The organism is Pseudarthrobacter cremeus (assembly GCF_051857465.1).
In the GTDB taxonomy this organism is placed as follows: Bacteria; Actinomycetota; Actinomycetes; order Actinomycetales; family Micrococcaceae; genus Arthrobacter.
In genome coordinates this window covers 1-16,742 of sequence record NZ_JBPZHC010000010.1, presented here as the reverse complement: position 1 = coordinate 16,742, position 16,742 = coordinate 1, and the positions used below count along the sequence as shown (strand labels likewise).

Sequence of the window (16,742 nt, the reverse complement as noted above, 5' to 3'; positions counted from 1 at the left end):
TCCGGACCTTTGTTACGCCCTTCGGCGGCACCCTACAGTCGATGCATGACTGATACAGCTCTAGCCGGAGCGTCCGCGGACTCCGCAGCCGCCAAGCGCCCCGCGCGCACCAACCGCCCCGCCGCAAAACCGCACGGGCAGTGGAAAGTGGACGGCAAAACTCCGCTGAACGCCAACGAAACCTGGAAACAGGAAGACGACGGCCTGAACGTGCGCGAGCGTATTGAGTCCATCTACTCCAAAGAGGGCTTCGACTCCATCCCCGGCCAGGACCTCCACGGCCGCTTCCGCTGGTGGGGCCTGTACACCCAGCGCAAGCCCGGGATCGACGGCGGCAAGACCGCAACGCTTGAGCCGCACGAGCTCGAGGACAAGTACTTCATGCTCCGGGTAAGGATCGACGGCGGCGCGCTCACCACCGAGCAGCTGCGCGTCATCGGCCAGATCTCCGTCGATTTCGCCCGCGATTCCGCCGACCTCACCGACCGCCAGAACATCCAGCTGCACTGGATCCGCGTGGAGGACATCCCCGAGATCTGGACCCGCCTGGAAGGTGTTGGCCTGTCCACCACCGAGGCCTGCGGCGACGTCCCCCGCGTCATCCTGGGCTCGCCGGTTGCCGGCATCGCCAAGGACGAGATCATCGATCCCACGCCGCTGATTGCGGAGCTGGGCGAACGCTTCATCGGCAACCCGCTGCTCTCGAACCTGCCGCGCAAATACAAGACCGCCATCACCGGCCACCCCAGCCAGGACGTGGTCCACGAGATCAACGACTTCGCACTGGTCGGCGTCAGGCACCCCGAGCTGGGTATCGGCTACGACCTCTGGGCCGGCGGCGCGCTCTCCACCAACCCGATGCTGGGCAAGCGTCTGGGCGCCTTTGTCCGCCCCGAGGAAGCCGCCGAAGTATGGCTCGGCGTTACCAGCATCTTCCGCGACTACGGTTACCGCCGCATGCGCACCAAGGCCCGCCTGAAGTTCCTGATGGCCGACTGGGGTCCGGAGAAGTTCCGCCAGATCCTTGAGGACGAATACCTCGGCTACAAGCTGGCTGACGGTCCCGCGGCGCCCAAGCCCACCTCCCCTGGCGACCACATCGGTGTGCACGAGCAGAAGGACGGCAAGTTCTTCATCGGCGCCACCCCGCTTGCCGGCCGCCTCTCCGGCGCGCAGCTGGTCAAGCTCGCGGACACCCTCGAAGCCCGCGGCTCCTACCGCCTGCGCACCACTCCGCACCAGAAGCTGGTGGTGCTGGACGTTCCCAAGGAGCAGGTGGAGCCCCTGGTGGCCGAGCTGGATACCCTGGGCCTCTCCGCCCGCCCGTCCGTGTTCCGGCGCGGCACCATCGCCTGCACCGGCATCGAGTACTGCAAGCTGGCCATCGTGGAAACGAAGGTCACCGCAGCCACCGCCGTCGCCGAACTGGAACGCCGCCTGGCCGACCTCACCGAATCCGGCGAACTGCCGCACGCACTATCCCTGCACATCAACGGCTGCCCCAACTCCTGCGCCCGCATCCAGACGGCGGACATCGGCCTCAAGGGCATGATGCTGCCAACGCCCGACGGCGACCCCACCCCGGGTTTCCAGGTCCACCTGGGCGGCGGGCTGGCTTCCAGCGACCGCGAGGAAGCAGGCCTGGGACGCACCGTCCGCGGCCTCAAGGTCTACGTTGAGGACCTGCCGGACTACGTGGAGCGCGTCGTCCGCACCTTTGTTGCCCAGCGCGCCGAAGGCCAGACCTTCGCCGAATGGGCCCACGCAGCAGACGAGGAGGCCCTCCAGTGAGCAAGCACGCAGCGGGTGTTGACCCAGTGGCAGGCGATGCCGCCCAGGGAGTGGCATCGGGCCTGTCGGAGCCGCGCGCTGAGCTGATCGAAGATCAGCTGCGCGGCGAAGGGGCGGGGGCGGCATCGCCTGCCGCTGTCCTCCGCACGCATGACGAACTGAAGGCCCTCGCCGAGTCCGGTGCCGCCGAGCTCGGCTGGGACGCCCCGGCCCGCGACGTGATCGCCTGGGTGGAGCGCAACTTCGAGCTGCCCGCCGTCGCCGTCGCCTGCTCCATGGCCGACGCCGTACTGCCCGCGCTGGTGGCGGACCAGATGCCCGGCGTCGACGTCCTGTTCCTGGAGACCGGCTACCACTTCCCGGAGACCTACGCCACGCGTGACGAGGTGGCCGCTAACCTCCGCGTCAACGTGGTGGACGTGCTCCCGGAGAACACCGTGGAGCAGCAGGACCGGCTCCTGGGCAAGGACCTCTTCGCCCGCGACGCCGCCCAGTGCTGCGCGCTCCGCAAGGTGGCCCCGCTGCGCCGCACCCTGGCCGGCTACGAACTCTGGTTCACAGGCGTCCGCCGCGACGAAGCCCCCACCCGGACCAACACCCCGCTGGTGACCTGGGACGAGGTCAATGGCCTGGTCAAGGTCAACCCGGTGGCCGCGTGGAGCTTCGACCAGCTGGTCCAGTACTCCGATGACAACCTCCTGCCCGTCAACCCTCTGCTTTCCCAGGGTTACCCTTCGATCGGCTGCCAGCCCTGCACACGGAAGGTGGCACCGGGCGATGACCCCCGCGCCGGCCGCTGGGCAGGCACCGACAAGACAGAATGCGGACTACACGTATGAGCACTTTCCTAACTGAGGAGTCCAGCCAGGTGACTGAAGCTGCCGTTTCCACGCGCCTTTCCAGCCTGGACGCCCTCGAGTCCGAAGCGATCCACATCATCCGCGAGGTTGTTGCCGAGTTCGAGAAGCCCGCGCTGCTGTTCTCCGGCGGGAAGGACTCCGTGGTGATGCTGCACCTGGCCACTAAGGCCTTCTGGCCGGGCAAGGTCCCGTTCCCCGTCCTGCACGTGGATACAGGCCACAACTTCCCCGAGGTCATCGACTTCCGCGACCGCACGGTCGAGCGGCTGGGACTGAAGCTCGTGGTCGGCTCCGTCCAGGAGTTCATTGACCGCGGCGAGCTCGCCGAGCGTGCCGACGGCACCCGCAACCCGCTGCAGACCGTCCCGCTGCTGGACGCGATTCAGAAGAACAAGTTCGACGCCGTGTTCGGCGGCGGCCGCCGTGACGAGGACAAGGCCCGCGCCAAGGAGCGCATCCTGAGCCTCCGTGATGAGTTCGGCCAGTGGGACCCGCGCAACCAGCGCCCCGAACTGTGGAACCTCTACAACGGCCGCCACACCGTGGGCCAGCACGTCCGCGCGTTCCCCATCAGCAACTGGACCGAGCTGGACATCTGGCGCTACATCGAACGCGAGAACATCGAGCTTCCGGGCCTGTACTACGCCCACGACCGCGAAGTGTTTGCCCGCGACGGCATGTGGCGCGCAGTGGGCGAAGTTTCCCAGCCGCTGCCGCACGAGGAAGTCATCACCAAGACGGTCCGCTACCGCACCGTGGGTGACATGTCCTGCACAGGCGCCGTCGAATCGGCCGCCGCCACCGTGGGCGACGTCGTGATTGAAGTTGCCGCCTCCACCATCACCGAACGTGGTGCCACCCGCGCAGATGACCGCATCTCCGAGGCAGCCATGGAAGACCGCAAGAAGGATGGTTACTTCTAAATGAGCACCGAAACTTTGGCCGCCGAGCTGGAAACAGCCCTGCCCACCACGCTTTTCCGCTTTGCCACCGCAGGATCGGTCGACGACGGGAAGTCCACTCTGGTGGGCCGCCTCCTGCACGATTCCAAGGCAATCCTTGCTGACACGCTCGACGCCGTTGCCCGCACCTCCTCCGACCGCGGCTTTGGCGGCGAGAAGGGCGGGATCGACCTCGCCCTCCTGACCGACGGCCTGCGCGCCGAGCGTGAGCAGGGCATCACCATCGACGTCGCCTACCGCTACTTCGCCACGGACCAGCGCAGCTTCATCCTGGCCGACTGCCCCGGACACGTCCAGTACACCAAGAACACGGTTACCGGCGCGTCCACGGCGGATGCCGTCGTCGTACTCATTGACGCCCGCAAGGGTGTCCTGGAGCAGACCCGCCGGCACCTGTCCGTGCTGCAGCTGCTGCGCGTGGCGCATGTGATTGTGGCCGTGAACAAGATCGACCTCGTGGACTTCAGCGAGTCCGTGTTCCGCGAAATCCAGGCCGACGTGCAGCAGGTGGCCCGCGAGCTGGGCATCGGCTCCGGCGAGTTGGGCACCGCCGACCACATCGACGACCTGCTGGTCATCCCGGTGTCCGCCCTCGACGGCGACAACGTGGTGGACCGGTCCGAGCGCACCCCCTGGTACAACGGCCCGGCCCTGCTGGAGGTCCTTGAGACCCTGCCCGCCGCCGACGAGATCGACACGCAGCTGGAGAGCTTCCGCTTCCCCGTGCAGCTGGTCATCCGGCCGCAGGGTGCGCTGGCTCCCGACGCCGTTGCCGCAGGGCTGGATGTTGAGGCTTACCGCGACTACCGCGCCTACGCCGGCCAGATCACCGAAGGTTCCGTGAAGGTGGGGGACAAGGTTTCCGTGCTCACGCCGGGCCAGGCCGCCCGCACCACCACGGTGGTGGGCATCGACTTCGCCGGTGAGTCCCTGCAGGAAGCGTTCGCCCCGCAGTCGGTGGCAATCCGCCTGGCTGAAGAATTCGACGTCGCCCGCGGTGACACCATCGCCGCCGCCGGCACCGTCCGCGAATCCTCGGCCGACCTGTACGCCGCCCTCTGCTGGTTGTCGCCCAAGCCGCTGCGGGAGGGTGCCAAGGTGCTGGTGAAGCACGGCACCCGCACCGTCCAGGCGCTGGTCCGCAACGTCAGCGGCAAGCTGGATCTGGCCTCGTTCAAGCTCGAAGCCACGTCAAGCCTGGAGCTCAACGACATCGGCCACGCGCAGCTCCGGCTCGCCGCCCCGCTGCCGCTGGAGAACTACACGCACCACCGCCGCACCGGCGCGTTCCTGGTCATCGACCCGCTGGACGGCAACACGCTGGCCGCCGGGCTGGTCAAGGACCACCCGGGCGACCACGAGGACGAGCGCTACTCGATCTGAGTTCACCCGAAGCCGCGGCTTGTTCGCAGATCCGGACCTTCACGGTCCGGTTCCGCGAGCAGGCCGCGGTTTTGTCGTTTCGTATCCTTAAGGGAGGGAGGCGGCGCGGTGGAAACCATCAACAGCAAGCTCATCAACTGGGCCTCGATCCTGGACGACAAGACCCGCGAACAGGCCCTCGCCACGGCCACGCTGCCCATCATCTACCCGCACCTGGCCCTGATGCCGGACGCTCACCTGGGCAAGGGCGCCACCGTGGGCTCGGTCATTCCCACCCTGCACGCGATTATTCCTGCTGCCGTGGGGGTGGACATTGGCTGCGGCATGATCGCCGTGCGGACGCAGTTCCTCGTGAAGGATCTGCCCCGGAACCGCAAACCCCTGCGTGAGGCCATCGAACGGGCCATCCCGCTGTCCGCCGGCCACAACAACCGGACGGTCCAGGCCACCGCTGTACCCCGCATCGCCGAGCTTCGAAAGCTGGCGGCCGAGGCAGGGTTCAACCCGGCCCAGTACGTTGAAAAATGGGACCTTCAGCTGGGCTCGCTGGGATCGGGGAACCACTTCATCGAGGTCTCAGCCGACGAGAACGACGCCGTCTGGCTGTTCCTGCACTCCGGCTCGCGCGGCGTCGGCAACAAGATCGCCCAGCACCACATCGGCGTCGCCCGTCAGGTCACTGACAAGCGCGGGACCCGCGTGCCCGATCCGGACCTCGCGTACCTGGAGGAGGGCACGCCCGAGTTCAGGCGGTACATCGAGGAGCTCCGCTGGGCCCAGCACTTTGCCCTGCTGAACCGCGAGGAAATGATGGACCGGGTGGTGACGCAGTTCCGCAACTGGGTGGGCGCACCGGTCAAAGAGCGGGAGCGGATCAACTGCCACCACAACTTCACCCAGCTCGAGACGCACTACGGCAAGTCGGTGTGGGTGTCGCGGAAGGGCGCGATCAAAGCCGAGCGGGGCGATCCGGGACTTATTCCGGGGTCCATGGGGACGGCGTCGTACGTTGTGGAAGGACTGGGGAACCCTGTCTCCCTTAACTCGTCCCCGCACGGCGCCGGCCGCGAATACTCCCGGAACGCCGCCCGCAAGGCCTTCTCGCTGGCGGAACTGAAGCAGGCGATGCACGGGATCGAGTTCCGGGCCAGCGAGGCATTCATCGACGAAATCCCGGCCGCGTACAAGCCCATCGACGTGGTGATGCGGGACGCCGCGGACCTCGTGAAGGTACGGCACAAGCTGCGGCAGCTCGTCAACGTTAAGGGCGACTGAAACCGCCGGCACGCGTCCTGAAGCCATTCAATGTGACGCTAGATGAACCCGCGTGACCCCCCGTTTCCGCGTCATTGAACGGGTTTATGACACTCCCTATGGTGAAACAATGACTAGTTCCAAGCCCGGGATGATCCGCATCGTGGCAGGCGAAAGCGCAGCACCCCGGCGCAAGCGTGCCGTCGAGGCTTTCCTGGCCATTGGACTGGTCCTCCTGATCGCTGTCGGCGCCGTGGTGGCATCAAGCATTTCCCGCAACACGGACGCGCAGGCCGCCGCGCCCGCGCCCACACCGGCCGCCGAGCTGAAGCTGGGCTACTTCGGAAACCTGACCCACGCCCCCGCGCTGGTGGGACTGAAACAGGGAATCCTGGCCCGCAACCTCGGCACCACTCGCCTCAGCACCGAGACCTTCAACGCCGGACCCGCCGCCATTGAGGCGCTGAACGCCGGTGCCATCGACGCCACCTACATCGGCCCCAACCCGGCCATCAATTCCTTTGTCAAGAGCGGCGGGGAGTCGGTGAACGTTATTGCCGGTGCTGCCGCGGGCGGGGCCCAGCTGGTGGTGAAGCCGGAGATCAACTCCGCCGCCGATCTCCGCGGCAAGACCCTCGCATCGCCCCAACTGGGCGGCACGCAGGATGTCGCGCTGCGCGCCTGGCTTGGCTCCCAGGGCTACAAAACCAACGTGGACGGCAGCGGCGATGTCGCCATCAACCCCACCGAGAACGCCCAGACGCTGAAGCTGTTCCAGGATGGAAAGCTCGACGGCGCGTGGTTGCCCGAGCCGTGGGCCTCCCGTCTGGTGCTCCAGGCCGGCGCCAAGGTGCTGGTGGACGAGAAGGACCTGTGGGACGGTTCCGCGTCCGGCAAGCCCGGCGAGTTTCCCACCACCATCCTGATCGTGAACAAGAACTTCGCCGCCGCCCACCCGGAGACCGTGAAGGCGCTGCTCAAGGGCCACGCCGAATCCGTCGCCTGGCTCAATGACACTCCCGCCGCGGAGAAGCAGGCCGTCATCAATGCCGCCCTGCAGGACGCCGCCGGCGCAGCACTGGCCGCCGACGTCCTGGACAGGTCCCTGCAGAACATTGTGTTCACCGTGGACCCGCTCGCCGGAACCTATCCCAAACTGCTCAAGGACGGAGTGGAAGCCGGCACCACCAAGCAGGCCGACATCACCGGCCTGTTCGACCTCCGCGCGCTGAACGAAGTCATCGCCGCAGGAAAGACCGGACAGCCCGTCTCAGCCGCCGGCCTCGGCCAGGACTGACCCGCGTAACAAGCACCACCGCGCAACAAGCAATCCACCAACCTAAGGACGGGACCATGCCAGTCGTACTGGAAAACCTGGGCAAGCGCTTCGGCGACGGCGCCCCGGTGCTGGACGACGTCAACGCCACCATCGGCGCGGGCGAGTTCGTCGCCCTCCTCGGTGCCTCCGGCTGCGGCAAATCCACCCTGCTGAACATCATGGCGGGACTGGAAGTCCCGACGTCGGGCGCTCTCGAAGTGCCCAGCGACGGTGCCGCATTTATGTTCCAGGACGCCGCACTTTTCCCGTGGCTGACGGCGCGGGAGAACATCGAGCTGGCACTGAAGCTGCGCGGCGTCGGCAAGTCGCAGCGCCGGGTCAAAGCCGATGAGCTGCTGGACCTGGTGCACCTTGGCGAGGCCGGGGACAAGCGGCCGCACGAGCTCTCCGGCGGCATGCGCCAGCGCGTGGCACTGGCCCGCTCGCTCGCGCAGGACCGGCAGCTGCTGCTGATGGACGAGCCGTTCGCGGCGCTCGACGCCATCACCCGCGACCTTCTCCACGATGAGCTGGAGCGCATCTGGAAGGAAACGGGCCGCACCATCGTTTTTGTCACGCACAACGTCCGCGAAGCCGTCCGGCTGGGCCAGCGCGTGCTGCTGCTCTCATCCCGCCCCGGCCGGGTGGTCCAGGAATGGGCCGTCTCCGAGGAACACCGAACCGACGCCGGCCTGGCCGGCCAGCTGACCGGGGTCATCACCGCCCGGCTGCGCGAGGAGATCCGCCGCCATGCCAAATAACCCCACCCCTCTGGCTGAAGAAAAGCCGGTGGCGGAGCACGCTTCCGCTGAAAAGGTCCACGCAGCCCTCACTCGGTCCTCCACCGGAAACGAGGACCTGCGCGAGCTTGAGGCCGGCCTGGATTCCCTTCAGTCCGACGCCGCGCGAAAGCACCGGGTCGACTGGAGCCGCATCCTCTTGCCGGTTGCCGCCCTGGTGGTCCTGGTCCTGGTCTGGCAGTTCTACGTCTCCCTCGGTGTCAAGCGCCGCGACCTGGTTCCCGGCCCGCTCGATGTGCTGGGCCAGATCGGCGTGCTGTGGGGCGAGGGCAAGCTGCAGGAGGCTGTATGGACCTCGCTCCAGCGCGGCATCGTGGGGTTCCTGATTTCTGTGGCGATTGCTACTCCGGTGGGGCTGCTGCTGGCCCAGGTAGCGCCGCTGCGCCGGGCGTTCGGCCCGCTGATTTCCGGGCTTCAGGTCCTGCCCTCCGTGGCCTGGGTTCCGGCCGCGATCATCTGGTTCGGCCTCACCGACGCCACCGTGTACTTCGTGGTGTTTATGGGCGCCATCCCGTCCATCATCAACGGGCTGATCTCCGGCGTGGACCAGATCCCGCCGCAGTACCGCCGGGTGGGGACCGTCCTGGGTGCGAACCGGCTTCAGATGGCCTTGCAGATCGTCCTTCCGGCGGCGCTCCCCGGCTACCTCGGTGGCCTGAAGCAGGGCTGGGCGTTCTCGTGGCGCTCCCTGATGGCCGCTGAAATCATCGCAGTGGGCGGCACCATCGGCTTCGGCCTCGGCTCGCTGCTGGACCAGGGCCGCGTCCTGTCCGACATGACCGTGGTGATGGCCGCGATCCTGCTGATCCTGGCCGTGGGCATCCTGATCGAACTTCTGGTGTTCGCGCCGATCGAGAAGCGCCTCCTCCGCAGCCGCGGCCTCCTCGCCGGCAGCACCCGCTAACCCCTTTTTCACACCCCAACGCGGGGTCAGATCCTGCCCAATAACCACCGGTTATCGGGCTGGATCTGACCCCGCGTTGGTTCGTGTGGCGACGGAAACGCTCGACGGAACGCACGACGGCGAGTCCCGCCGTCGGGCCCTGCCATACCTGCCGACCTCATTGCGTCCGATAGCCCGCAGAACCGGGGCACATCGACACGGACACGCCGCAGATTGGGCGGGCCCCCGCCCGGGATCAAGCCAATGTGCCCCGCGACGGCCCAGACCCCGCTAAGGCTCAGGGAACGGCGGCGGCCCCAGGATCTCAATGCCGCCGTTCAAACGCCCGGATTCGCGGATGCGGTCAAAGTCCACCACACCGGTGGCCGCACCGTCGTCGAGCGGTTCGCTGGCGCCGAAATAGAAAGCCTGGGCACCGCCGGGTGTGTGCAGGCACAGCACGCGGGTTCCCTCCTGCGTGACTTTGAACGCGTGCGGAACGCCTCTCGGTGCAATGGTCACCCCGCCGGCCGCGACCCGGTGCTCCACGCCGTCCATATTCATCAGGATCTCGCCGGAGAGGATGTACATCGTTTCGTCGGATTCCGGGTGGGTGTGGAGGGGAGTCACCTTGTTCAGGGCCATCTCATCCTCGAAGAGCAGGAACGCCCCGGCGGTGTCTTCCTCGGTGGCCTTCCAGGTCTGCACCCCGCCGCCGAAGAACCAGCGCCGGTGCCCTTCGCCGGGCTGGCGGACTATTGCTGATGCTGCATTCTGCGTCTTCATGATGCCCGCCTCGATGTCGGAAGCCTTATGGGACTTATGTCCCATAACAAGACTGGTGTACCATGAGTGGCGTGTCAAGACCTTACGTGGACGTCGGAAGAACAGGGCAGAAGCGCCGCACGCTGGATGCGCTGGTAGCGGCGGCGCGGAACATCGTGGCGTCCGGTGCCACCCCCACCGTGGACGAGGCCGCCGTCGCCGCAGGGGTGGCGCGGAGTACGGCGTACCGGTACTTTCCCAGCCAGCGCGAGCTCCTGGCTGCGGCCCATCCGGAAACCGGGCGGACGTCGATGCTGCCCAAGGACCCGCCCCAGGGGGCAGCCGAGCGCCTTGATGCCGTGGTGGCCGAGTTCACCAGGATGATCATCGAAACCGAGGCACAGCAGCGGACCATGCTGCGGCTATCCCTCGAAACGTCAGAGGGGCCGGAACACAGCCTGCCGCTGCGTCAGGGCCGCGCGATCGCCTGGATCACCGAGGCGCTTGCCCCGCTCCAGGGCCAACTCACGGATGCGGAAATCCATCAGCTGGTGCTGGCCATCCGCAGCGCCACGGGAATTGAGGCGCTTGTCTGGCTGACCGACATTGGCGGCCTGGGCCGGGATGTTGCGGTGGCGTCGATGCGGTGGACGGCGAACGCCCTGCTCAACCAGGCCCTCTCGCGAGGGCTTCCGGCTGCCGCCGAGTGATGTGCCGCCCCTCCTCCAACGCGGGGTCACTCCCCGCTCAATATCCGTCATTTATCGGGTCGGGAGTGACCCCGCGTTGGTGGTCCTGGGCTGTGCTTACGCGGACGACGGCGGCGCGGCCTATGTGACGCAGCGTTACCTTACGTGAACTGGTGTTTCCGCGCCGTTGTTGGCGAATGTGACGGCAACCTACCGTTGATCCATGGCAATTCAGGATATTTACCCCACAGCGCTGCGGCTGCTCGGCCGCCCCGTGCTGGTGGTGGGCGGCGGCCCCGTGGCTGCACGCCGCGCCAAGGGCCTGCTCGACGCCGGTGCCCGGGTCACCGTGGTCGCTCCCGTTGCCTCCGCCGCGGTCCGCGAACTGGCCGACGCCGGCCTCCTCACCTGGGAGCCGCGCCAGTACCGCCCGGAAGACGTCGACGGCGTCTGGTTCGTCCAGACCGCAACCGGGGATCCCGCTGTGGACACCCGGGTCTCAGCCGACGCCGAAGCGCAGCGCATCTGGTGCGTCAACGCCTCCGACCACGAAGCCTCAGCCGCCTGGACCCCCGCCGTTGCGGTTGTCGATGATGTGCACATCGCCGTGAACGCCGGGGGAGACCCGCGCCGCGCCATGGCCCTGCGCGACGCCGTCGCCACCGCGCTGGAAACCGGCGACCTCCCGCTCCGCCGACGGCGGCACGCCAGCGGGGCCGGATCAGTGGGCCTGGTAGGCGGCGGGCCCGGCGACACCGGCCTCATCACCGTCCGCGGCCGCCGGCTCCTGGGCCAGGCCGACGTCGTCGTTGCAGACCGCCTCGGCCCCCGCGAACTGCTCAACGAACTCGCCCCGGACGTCCGCGTCATCGAAGTAGGCAAGACCCCAGGCCACCATCCCGTACCGCAGGCCGAAATCAACAGGATCCTGGTGGAGGAGGCCCTCAAAGGTCACCGTGTGGTCCGGCTCAAGGGCGGGGACCCCTACGTCCTGGGCCGCGGCGGCGAGGAAGCCGAATACTGCCGGCAGCACGGCGTCGAGGTTGAAGTCGTTTCCGGCGTCACCTCTGCCATCTCCGTACCCGCCGCCGCCGGCATCCCCGTGACACACCGCGGCCTGGCCAAGGGCTTCAGCGTGGTCACCGGCCACGAGGAGCTGTCCGAGGTTCCGGCCCGCGCTGACCACACCATCGTCCTGCTGATGGGCGTTGCCGCGCTCCGTGATTCGGCTTCGGCGCTGGGCAGAGCCGGTTTGCCTCAGGACACTCCGGTTGGCATCGTTGAGAACGGCTATCTGCCGAATCAGCGCGTGACGATCGGCACGCTTGGTTCCATCGCCGACCAGGCGGAAGCTGCCGGCGTCGCGAATCCCGCCGTGATTGTCATCGGTGACGTGGTGCGCGTGAGCCCCTTCGCGCCGTCGCACTTCAAGACCGCCGATTACGGCACCACCAGCCCGAACAAGCCCCGAGTCCTCACCTCCTAGCTTCGAAGAAAAGGAACACAGCCGTGTCAACCAGCACCTCCGTAGGATCTGCCGAACGTCCGCTGCGCGTCGCCGTGGTGGGCTCCGGCCCGGCCGGCGTCTACGCCGCGGACATCCTCACCAAGAGCGAAGCCGTCAAGAGCGGCGAGCTGACCGTCAGCATCGACCTCTTTGACCGCTACCCGGCACCCTACGGCCTGATCCGCTACGGCGTGGCCCCGGACCACCCGCGCATCAAGGGCATCGTCAACGCCCTGCACAAGGTCCTGGACCGCGGCGACATCCGCTTCTTCGGCAACGTGGATTACGGCACGGACATCTCCATCGAGGACCTCCGCACCCACTACGACGCCGTCATCTTCGCCACCGGCGCCATCAAGGACGCGGACCTGAACATCCCGGGCATCGAGCTGGACGGCTCCTTCGGCGGCGCGGACTTCGTCTCCTGGTACGACGGCCACCCCGACGTTTCCCGCGAATGGCCGCTGGACGCCAAGGAAATCGCCGTGATCGGCAACGGCAACGTGGCGCTGGACGTGGCCCGTGTCCTGTCCAAGCACGCCGACGACCTGCTGGTCTCTGAAATCCCGGACAACGTCTACGCCGCCCTGAAGGACTCCCCGGTCACGGACGTGCACGTCTTCGGCCGCCGCGGCCCCGCCCAGGTGAAGTTCACCCCGCTGGAGCTCCGCGAACTGTCCCACTCCAAGGACGTTGACATCATCCTCTACGCCGAGGACTTCGAGTTCGACGAGGAATCGGACCGCCAGATCCAGAGCAACAACCAGACCAAGACGATGGTGGGCACGCTCACCAACTGGATCGCCGAGCAGCCCGAGGACCTCTCCGAGCTCACGGCTTCCCGCCGCCTGCACCTGCACTTCCTGCACAGCCCGGTGGAAATCTACGATTCCCCGGAAACCCCGGGCCAGGTCGCCGGCATGAAGTTCGAGCGCACCGAGCTGGACGGCACCGGCAACGCCCGCGGCACCGGCGAGTTCGTGGACTACCCGGTCCAGGCCGTGTACCGCGCCATCGGCTACTTCGGCTCGGCCCTGCCGGAGATCGAATTCGACCACAAGAAGGGCGTTGTACCGAACGACGGCGGCCGCGTCCTGGATGCCGCCGGCACCCACGTGCCGGGCATCTACGCCACCGGCTGGATCAAGCGCGGACCCGTTGGCCTGATCGGCCACACCAAGGGCGACGCCCTGGAGACCGTGACCTACCTGCTGGAAGACCGCGAAAACCTGCCGGTTGCCGCCGTTCCCGAGGCGGACGCCGTCGTCGACCTCCTCGACGCCCGCGGCGTGAAGTTCACCAGCTGGGAAGGCTGGCTGGCCCTGGACGCGCACGAACTGGCCCTGGGCGCCGCGGCCACCGAGGCCGGCGGATCCCACGGTGTAGAGGTCAAGCGTGAGCGCATCAAGGTGGTGCCGCGCGAGGACATGGTTGCCATCTCCCGCGACGGCGTGGCCGCCCAGGTCTAACCCCCTCCAAGCAACCCCCTCCAACCAACCACCTCCAAGCAACGCGGGGTCACTCCACGCCCGATAATCTCGAATTATCGGGCGCGGAGTGACCCCGCGTTGCTTTAAGCTCCCCCGCGACGGGCCGCGGCCTTGCGATGCCGGCGCTGTCCTGCCCCGGGAAGCTGCCATGGCTAAGATGTGCACAGGAGTTTTTGACTGGGTTGGGGGACCGGATGACGCACGCACTGGAGCTGGATCAGAAAGAACAGGCCGCGGCTTGGGACAAGCGGTGCCAGAAACTGCTGGCGGGCTATGGATTACTGGTGTTTATGACAGGGATGCCCTTGATGGGTGCGTTTTTCTACTTCGTGACCTGGTTCATCGAGCTGCTGACGCCCTTAATGAACGGGGAGCTGTCCTACGGCATGCCCGGATATTACGAGTATCACGAGGCCAAAGACTCCGTCCTGGTAATCACTGCTGTCCTGCTGGTCCTCGTCATTGCATGGATTGTTTGGACGTATCGCTGGTACAAGAAGCGGATGCGCAATCTCGGCCCCCGGCCAGGCGGCTACCCCGGTAGGTGGAAGACTTGGCTCGGCGCCCCGGACGCGGCGTAGGCAGCCTCCGGAACCAACCCCCTCCAAGCAACGCGGGGTCACTCCACGCCCGATAATCGCGAATTATTCGGCGTGGAGTGACCCCGCGTTGCGTTAGTTTCCCGCCCCACCTGCGGCCATGAGTTCGAGCCGGTTCAGTGTTTCCCGGTTCCGCACATCGATCACGGGGCTGCGCAGCGCCTTGGGAACCAGTTTGCCCGGTCCGCGGATGGCGTCCTCCGAAATGGTCACAAGGCACTGCGTTCCCCGGTCCTCCAGCGTGATGACAACCTTGGCTTCGCCCAGCGGCCAGCCCCGTGCCACCAGTTCCAGGGATCGGCCGGGCTCGACGGCGGACACCCGCGAGCTGTCGTTGATCACCAGCGGCCAGATGCCCACGGAGTGGTGGAGCCGTGAGCCGGCCTCCGGCCAGTGTGCGTCCACGGCACGGATCCGGGAGGCGCCCACCACCCAGCCGGAGTACAGCCAGCCGTCGGCGATCACCTTCCAGACGTCCTCCGCCGGGGAGCTGAACAGTTGGCTCACGGTTGACATGGGTTTCCTTCCGTTGGTGGATCTGGTGGCTGCGCGTGCGGGTTACATCCGGCCGAACCGGGCACGGACCAGTGCAAAGATGCCGTAGCAGATGAACCCGGCCCCGATCGCGACCAGCAGGTACGGACCGAACGGATGTTCCCGAAGCGCCTTCAGGCTCCCGTCCAGCCCTGTGGACTCCTCGGGCCTCTGCTTTGCGGCGGCGATGACGAACAACAGCCCGGCCAGGTTGAGCGCGACACCTTTTGCCACGTGCCCTGTGACGCCCAGCGAGTCGATGAGCTTTCCGCGCCGCCTGCCCTCGAACCGGAACAGCTCCTCTTTGAACCCGCGACGCACCCCCTTCACCACAAAGTAGATGCCCACGCCCATGACGGTCAGGCCCACGGCCACGAGTAGAGGGAGACCCAGAGGCGCACGAAGGATGGCGGTACTGAAATCCCGCGTCGTATCCCCGGAGTCCCCGCGCATCCCGACGGCGAAACTCGCGAAGCTGAGTCCCACGCTGCCGTAGGCGAGAAACAGAAAGCCGGACGAGACCAGCTTCCCCAGCCGTTCCTTCCGGGGCAGGTGCCGGGCGCGGAGCGTGGCCTCACTCAGCTGCCACAGCGCCAGGCCGGTGCACGCAACCACGCAGGACCACAGCACAGCAGGTCCCCACGGGTTCGCGGCGAGTTGCTCGATGGCGCCGGTGGCCTCAGCCTGGCCCGGCTGGCCGAAGGCCAAACCAATGGCGATCGCGCCCACAATCATGTGGAGCAGCGCCATCACGGCAAAGCCCGAGCGCGCCACAACATCCAGCGCCTTGGTGTCCGACGCTTCCTCGACGGCGTCAGCCGCCTCGCTGATGGTGGAGTCTGCATCGGACATGGTCAGCCGTTCATGGGTCCTTCAGCGTGCAGCTTGGCGGCGCCGGGGCCCTCAACGTGCACCGTGCAGCGGACCACCAGCCTGCCGGGTGCGTGGTCCAGCTCCACCAGGCTGTCAGTTGCGCTGAGGGCAGTGAAGACTTCGGAGCCCGTGACAACCGATACGCCCTTGGCCCGTGCAGTCTCAGTGGCGTTTTCCAGAGCTTCCTTCTCGAGGCCGGAGATGTACGCGTCGTCATCCTGACGGGCGGGATCGCCGAAAGCCCAGCCGAACAAAGTTCCAGTGTTTTCCATGGCGACGATATTACGCGCAACCGTACTGGAAGTCGGGGTTTCGTAACATTAGTAAGTGTGCTTACCATGGGCTGACCATGACTTTGATGGGACACAGCGGTGAAGACCGCTCCAGCGGCACCTCAGAACCGAACCGACGTAAGGAAACACATCATGGCAGGAAATCTTCTGGCCCGGTCAATTCATGATCTGACGGCCGGCGCGTGGTTTGGCGGATCGCTGATGGGGGCCATCGGACTGAACGGGGCCGCGGCGGAAGCCAAGGACCCGGCCGAGCGCACCAAGCTTTCCAGCTCCGGCTGGATGAAGTGGGCGCCCATTCAGACGGCGGCATTCGTCTCGCACCTCGCGGCGGACCTCGCCATCGCCTGGGAGAACAAGGAGCGGATCGCCAAGCAGGACGGCGTAGCCCGCGACACGGTGATCAAAACTGCAGTGACCGTGGCCGGTGCGGCGGTGACGCTGTACGCCGGCATCCTCGGCAAGAAGGTGGAAAAGCTCGCCGGCCAGGGTGCGGTGGGCGCCACCGAGCCCAGGCCCGAAGCCTCGGATGAGCTGAAGTCGGCACAGCAGCAGCTCAAGGTCCTCCAGTGGGCCATCCCCGCCTTCGCTGGAGCGGTCATCATCCTTGGCGCCAAGCACGGCGAAATGCAGCGCCCGAAGAACGTCTTCGCCGGCCTCCGTTCCTAACGAGCAAGCAAGACCTGCATCGCGGGGTCACTCCGCGCCCGATTATCTCGGATTATTGGGCGCGGAGTGACC

17 protein-coding genes are annotated in these 16,742 nt (G+C 66.9%); 13 read left to right on the top strand and 4 right to left on the bottom strand.

Annotated elements, in window-relative coordinates; all coding sequences use genetic code 11:
* The first annotated feature begins 45 nt into the window (after positions 1-45).
* From ACS5PJ_RS17185 to ACS5PJ_RS17150, 8 genes are all read left to right on the top strand, one after another.
* On the top strand, positions 46-1,791 hold the full coding sequence (locus tag ACS5PJ_RS17185; protein WP_439436077.1) for a nitrite/sulfite reductase: 1,746 nt from the start codon (positions 46-48) through the stop codon (positions 1,789-1,791).
* Positions 1,788-2,630, top strand: coding sequence for a phosphoadenylyl-sulfate reductase (locus tag ACS5PJ_RS17180; RefSeq protein WP_439436076.1), 843 nt, complete (start codon positions 1,788-1,790; stop codon positions 2,628-2,630). Before ACS5PJ_RS17185 ends, ACS5PJ_RS17180 begins: the two co-directional genes overlap by 4 nt.
* Entirely contained in the window at positions 2,627-3,574 is a 948-nt protein-coding gene (gene cysD, locus ACS5PJ_RS17175) for a sulfate adenylyltransferase subunit CysD (protein ID WP_439436075.1), read from the top strand. Before ACS5PJ_RS17180 ends, cysD begins: the two co-directional genes overlap by 4 nt.
* The gene (locus ACS5PJ_RS17170; RefSeq protein ID WP_439436074.1) at positions 3,575-4,996 is read left to right on the top strand and encodes a sulfate adenylyltransferase subunit 1; all 1,422 of its coding nucleotides are present in this window, start codon (positions 3,575-3,577) and stop codon (positions 4,994-4,996) included.
* Between the two features lie 108 nt (positions 4,997-5,104).
* Entirely contained in the window at positions 5,105-6,271 is a 1,167-nt protein-coding gene (locus ACS5PJ_RS17165; RefSeq protein ID WP_439436073.1) for an RtcB family protein, read from the top strand.
* A gap of 130 nt (positions 6,272-6,401) precedes the next feature.
* On the top strand, positions 6,402-7,547 hold the full coding sequence (locus tag ACS5PJ_RS17160) for an ABC transporter substrate-binding protein (RefSeq protein ID WP_439436248.1): 1,146 nt from the start codon (positions 6,402-6,404) through the stop codon (positions 7,545-7,547).
* 56 nt (positions 7,548-7,603) lie between these two features.
* Positions 7,604-8,329 carry an ABC transporter ATP-binding protein gene (locus ACS5PJ_RS17155; RefSeq protein WP_108598526.1) on the top strand — a complete coding sequence of 242 codons (726 nt, stop codon included), beginning with the start codon at positions 7,604-7,606 and terminating at the stop codon, positions 8,327-8,329.
* The gene (locus tag ACS5PJ_RS17150; protein WP_439436072.1) at positions 8,319-9,272 is read left to right on the top strand and encodes an ABC transporter permease; all 954 of its coding nucleotides are present in this window, start codon (positions 8,319-8,321) and stop codon (positions 9,270-9,272) included. Before ACS5PJ_RS17155 ends, ACS5PJ_RS17150 begins: the two co-directional genes overlap by 11 nt.
* A gap of 270 nt (positions 9,273-9,542) precedes the next feature.
* On the opposite strand, the gene ACS5PJ_RS17145 is transcribed toward ACS5PJ_RS17150, so the two are convergent.
* Positions 9,543-10,037 carry a cupin domain-containing protein gene (locus ACS5PJ_RS17145; protein ID WP_439436071.1) on the bottom strand — a complete coding sequence of 165 codons (495 nt, stop codon included), beginning with the start codon at positions 10,035-10,037 and terminating at the stop codon, positions 9,543-9,545.
* Positions 10,038-10,099: 62 nt separating this feature from the next.
* Here ACS5PJ_RS17145 and ACS5PJ_RS17140 point away from each other — a divergent pair, with 62 nt between their 5' ends.
* The 4 genes from ACS5PJ_RS17140 to ACS5PJ_RS17125 all read left to right on the top strand — a co-directional run bounded on the left by ACS5PJ_RS17140 (position 10,100) and on the right by ACS5PJ_RS17125 (position 14,283).
* A complete protein-coding gene (locus ACS5PJ_RS17140; RefSeq protein WP_439436070.1) occupies positions 10,100-10,726 on the top strand; it encodes a TetR/AcrR family transcriptional regulator in 627 nt (208 codons plus the stop codon).
* 202 nt (positions 10,727-10,928) lie between these two features.
* Entirely contained in the window at positions 10,929-12,191 is a 1,263-nt protein-coding gene (gene cobA, locus ACS5PJ_RS17135; RefSeq protein ID WP_439436069.1) for a uroporphyrinogen-III C-methyltransferase, read from the top strand.
* 23 nt (positions 12,192-12,214) lie between these two features.
* The gene (locus ACS5PJ_RS17130) at positions 12,215-13,681 is read left to right on the top strand and encodes an FAD-dependent oxidoreductase (RefSeq protein ID WP_439436068.1); all 1,467 of its coding nucleotides are present in this window, start codon (positions 12,215-12,217) and stop codon (positions 13,679-13,681) included.
* Between the two features lie 215 nt (positions 13,682-13,896).
* The gene (locus ACS5PJ_RS17125) at positions 13,897-14,283 is read left to right on the top strand and encodes a hypothetical protein (protein ID WP_439436067.1); all 387 of its coding nucleotides are present in this window, start codon (positions 13,897-13,899) and stop codon (positions 14,281-14,283) included.
* A 93-nt stretch (positions 14,284-14,376) separates the two neighbouring features.
* Here the strand turns inward: ACS5PJ_RS17125 and ACS5PJ_RS17120 are convergent, their stop codons facing one another.
* The 3 genes from ACS5PJ_RS17120 to ACS5PJ_RS17110 are packed head-to-tail and all read right to left on the bottom strand — an operon-like array spanning position 14,377 to position 15,980.
* A complete protein-coding gene (locus ACS5PJ_RS17120) occupies positions 14,377-14,817 on the bottom strand; it encodes an SRPBCC family protein (RefSeq protein ID WP_439436066.1) in 441 nt (146 codons plus the stop codon).
* Between the two features lie 42 nt (positions 14,818-14,859).
* On the bottom strand, positions 14,860-15,687 hold the full coding sequence (locus ACS5PJ_RS17115) for a DUF1206 domain-containing protein (RefSeq protein ID WP_439436065.1): 828 nt from the start codon (positions 15,685-15,687) through the stop codon (positions 14,860-14,862).
* A 2-nt stretch (positions 15,688-15,689) separates the two neighbouring features.
* A complete protein-coding gene (locus ACS5PJ_RS17110) occupies positions 15,690-15,980 on the bottom strand; it encodes a hypothetical protein (RefSeq protein ID WP_439436064.1) in 291 nt (96 codons plus the stop codon).
* Between the two features lie 153 nt (positions 15,981-16,133).
* Here ACS5PJ_RS17110 and ACS5PJ_RS17105 point away from each other — a divergent pair, with 153 nt between their 5' ends.
* Positions 16,134-16,670 (top strand): hypothetical protein, encoded by a 537-nt coding sequence (locus ACS5PJ_RS17105; protein WP_439436063.1) that lies wholly within the window; start codon positions 16,134-16,136, stop codon positions 16,668-16,670.
* Positions 16,671-16,742: the final 72 nt, after the last annotated feature.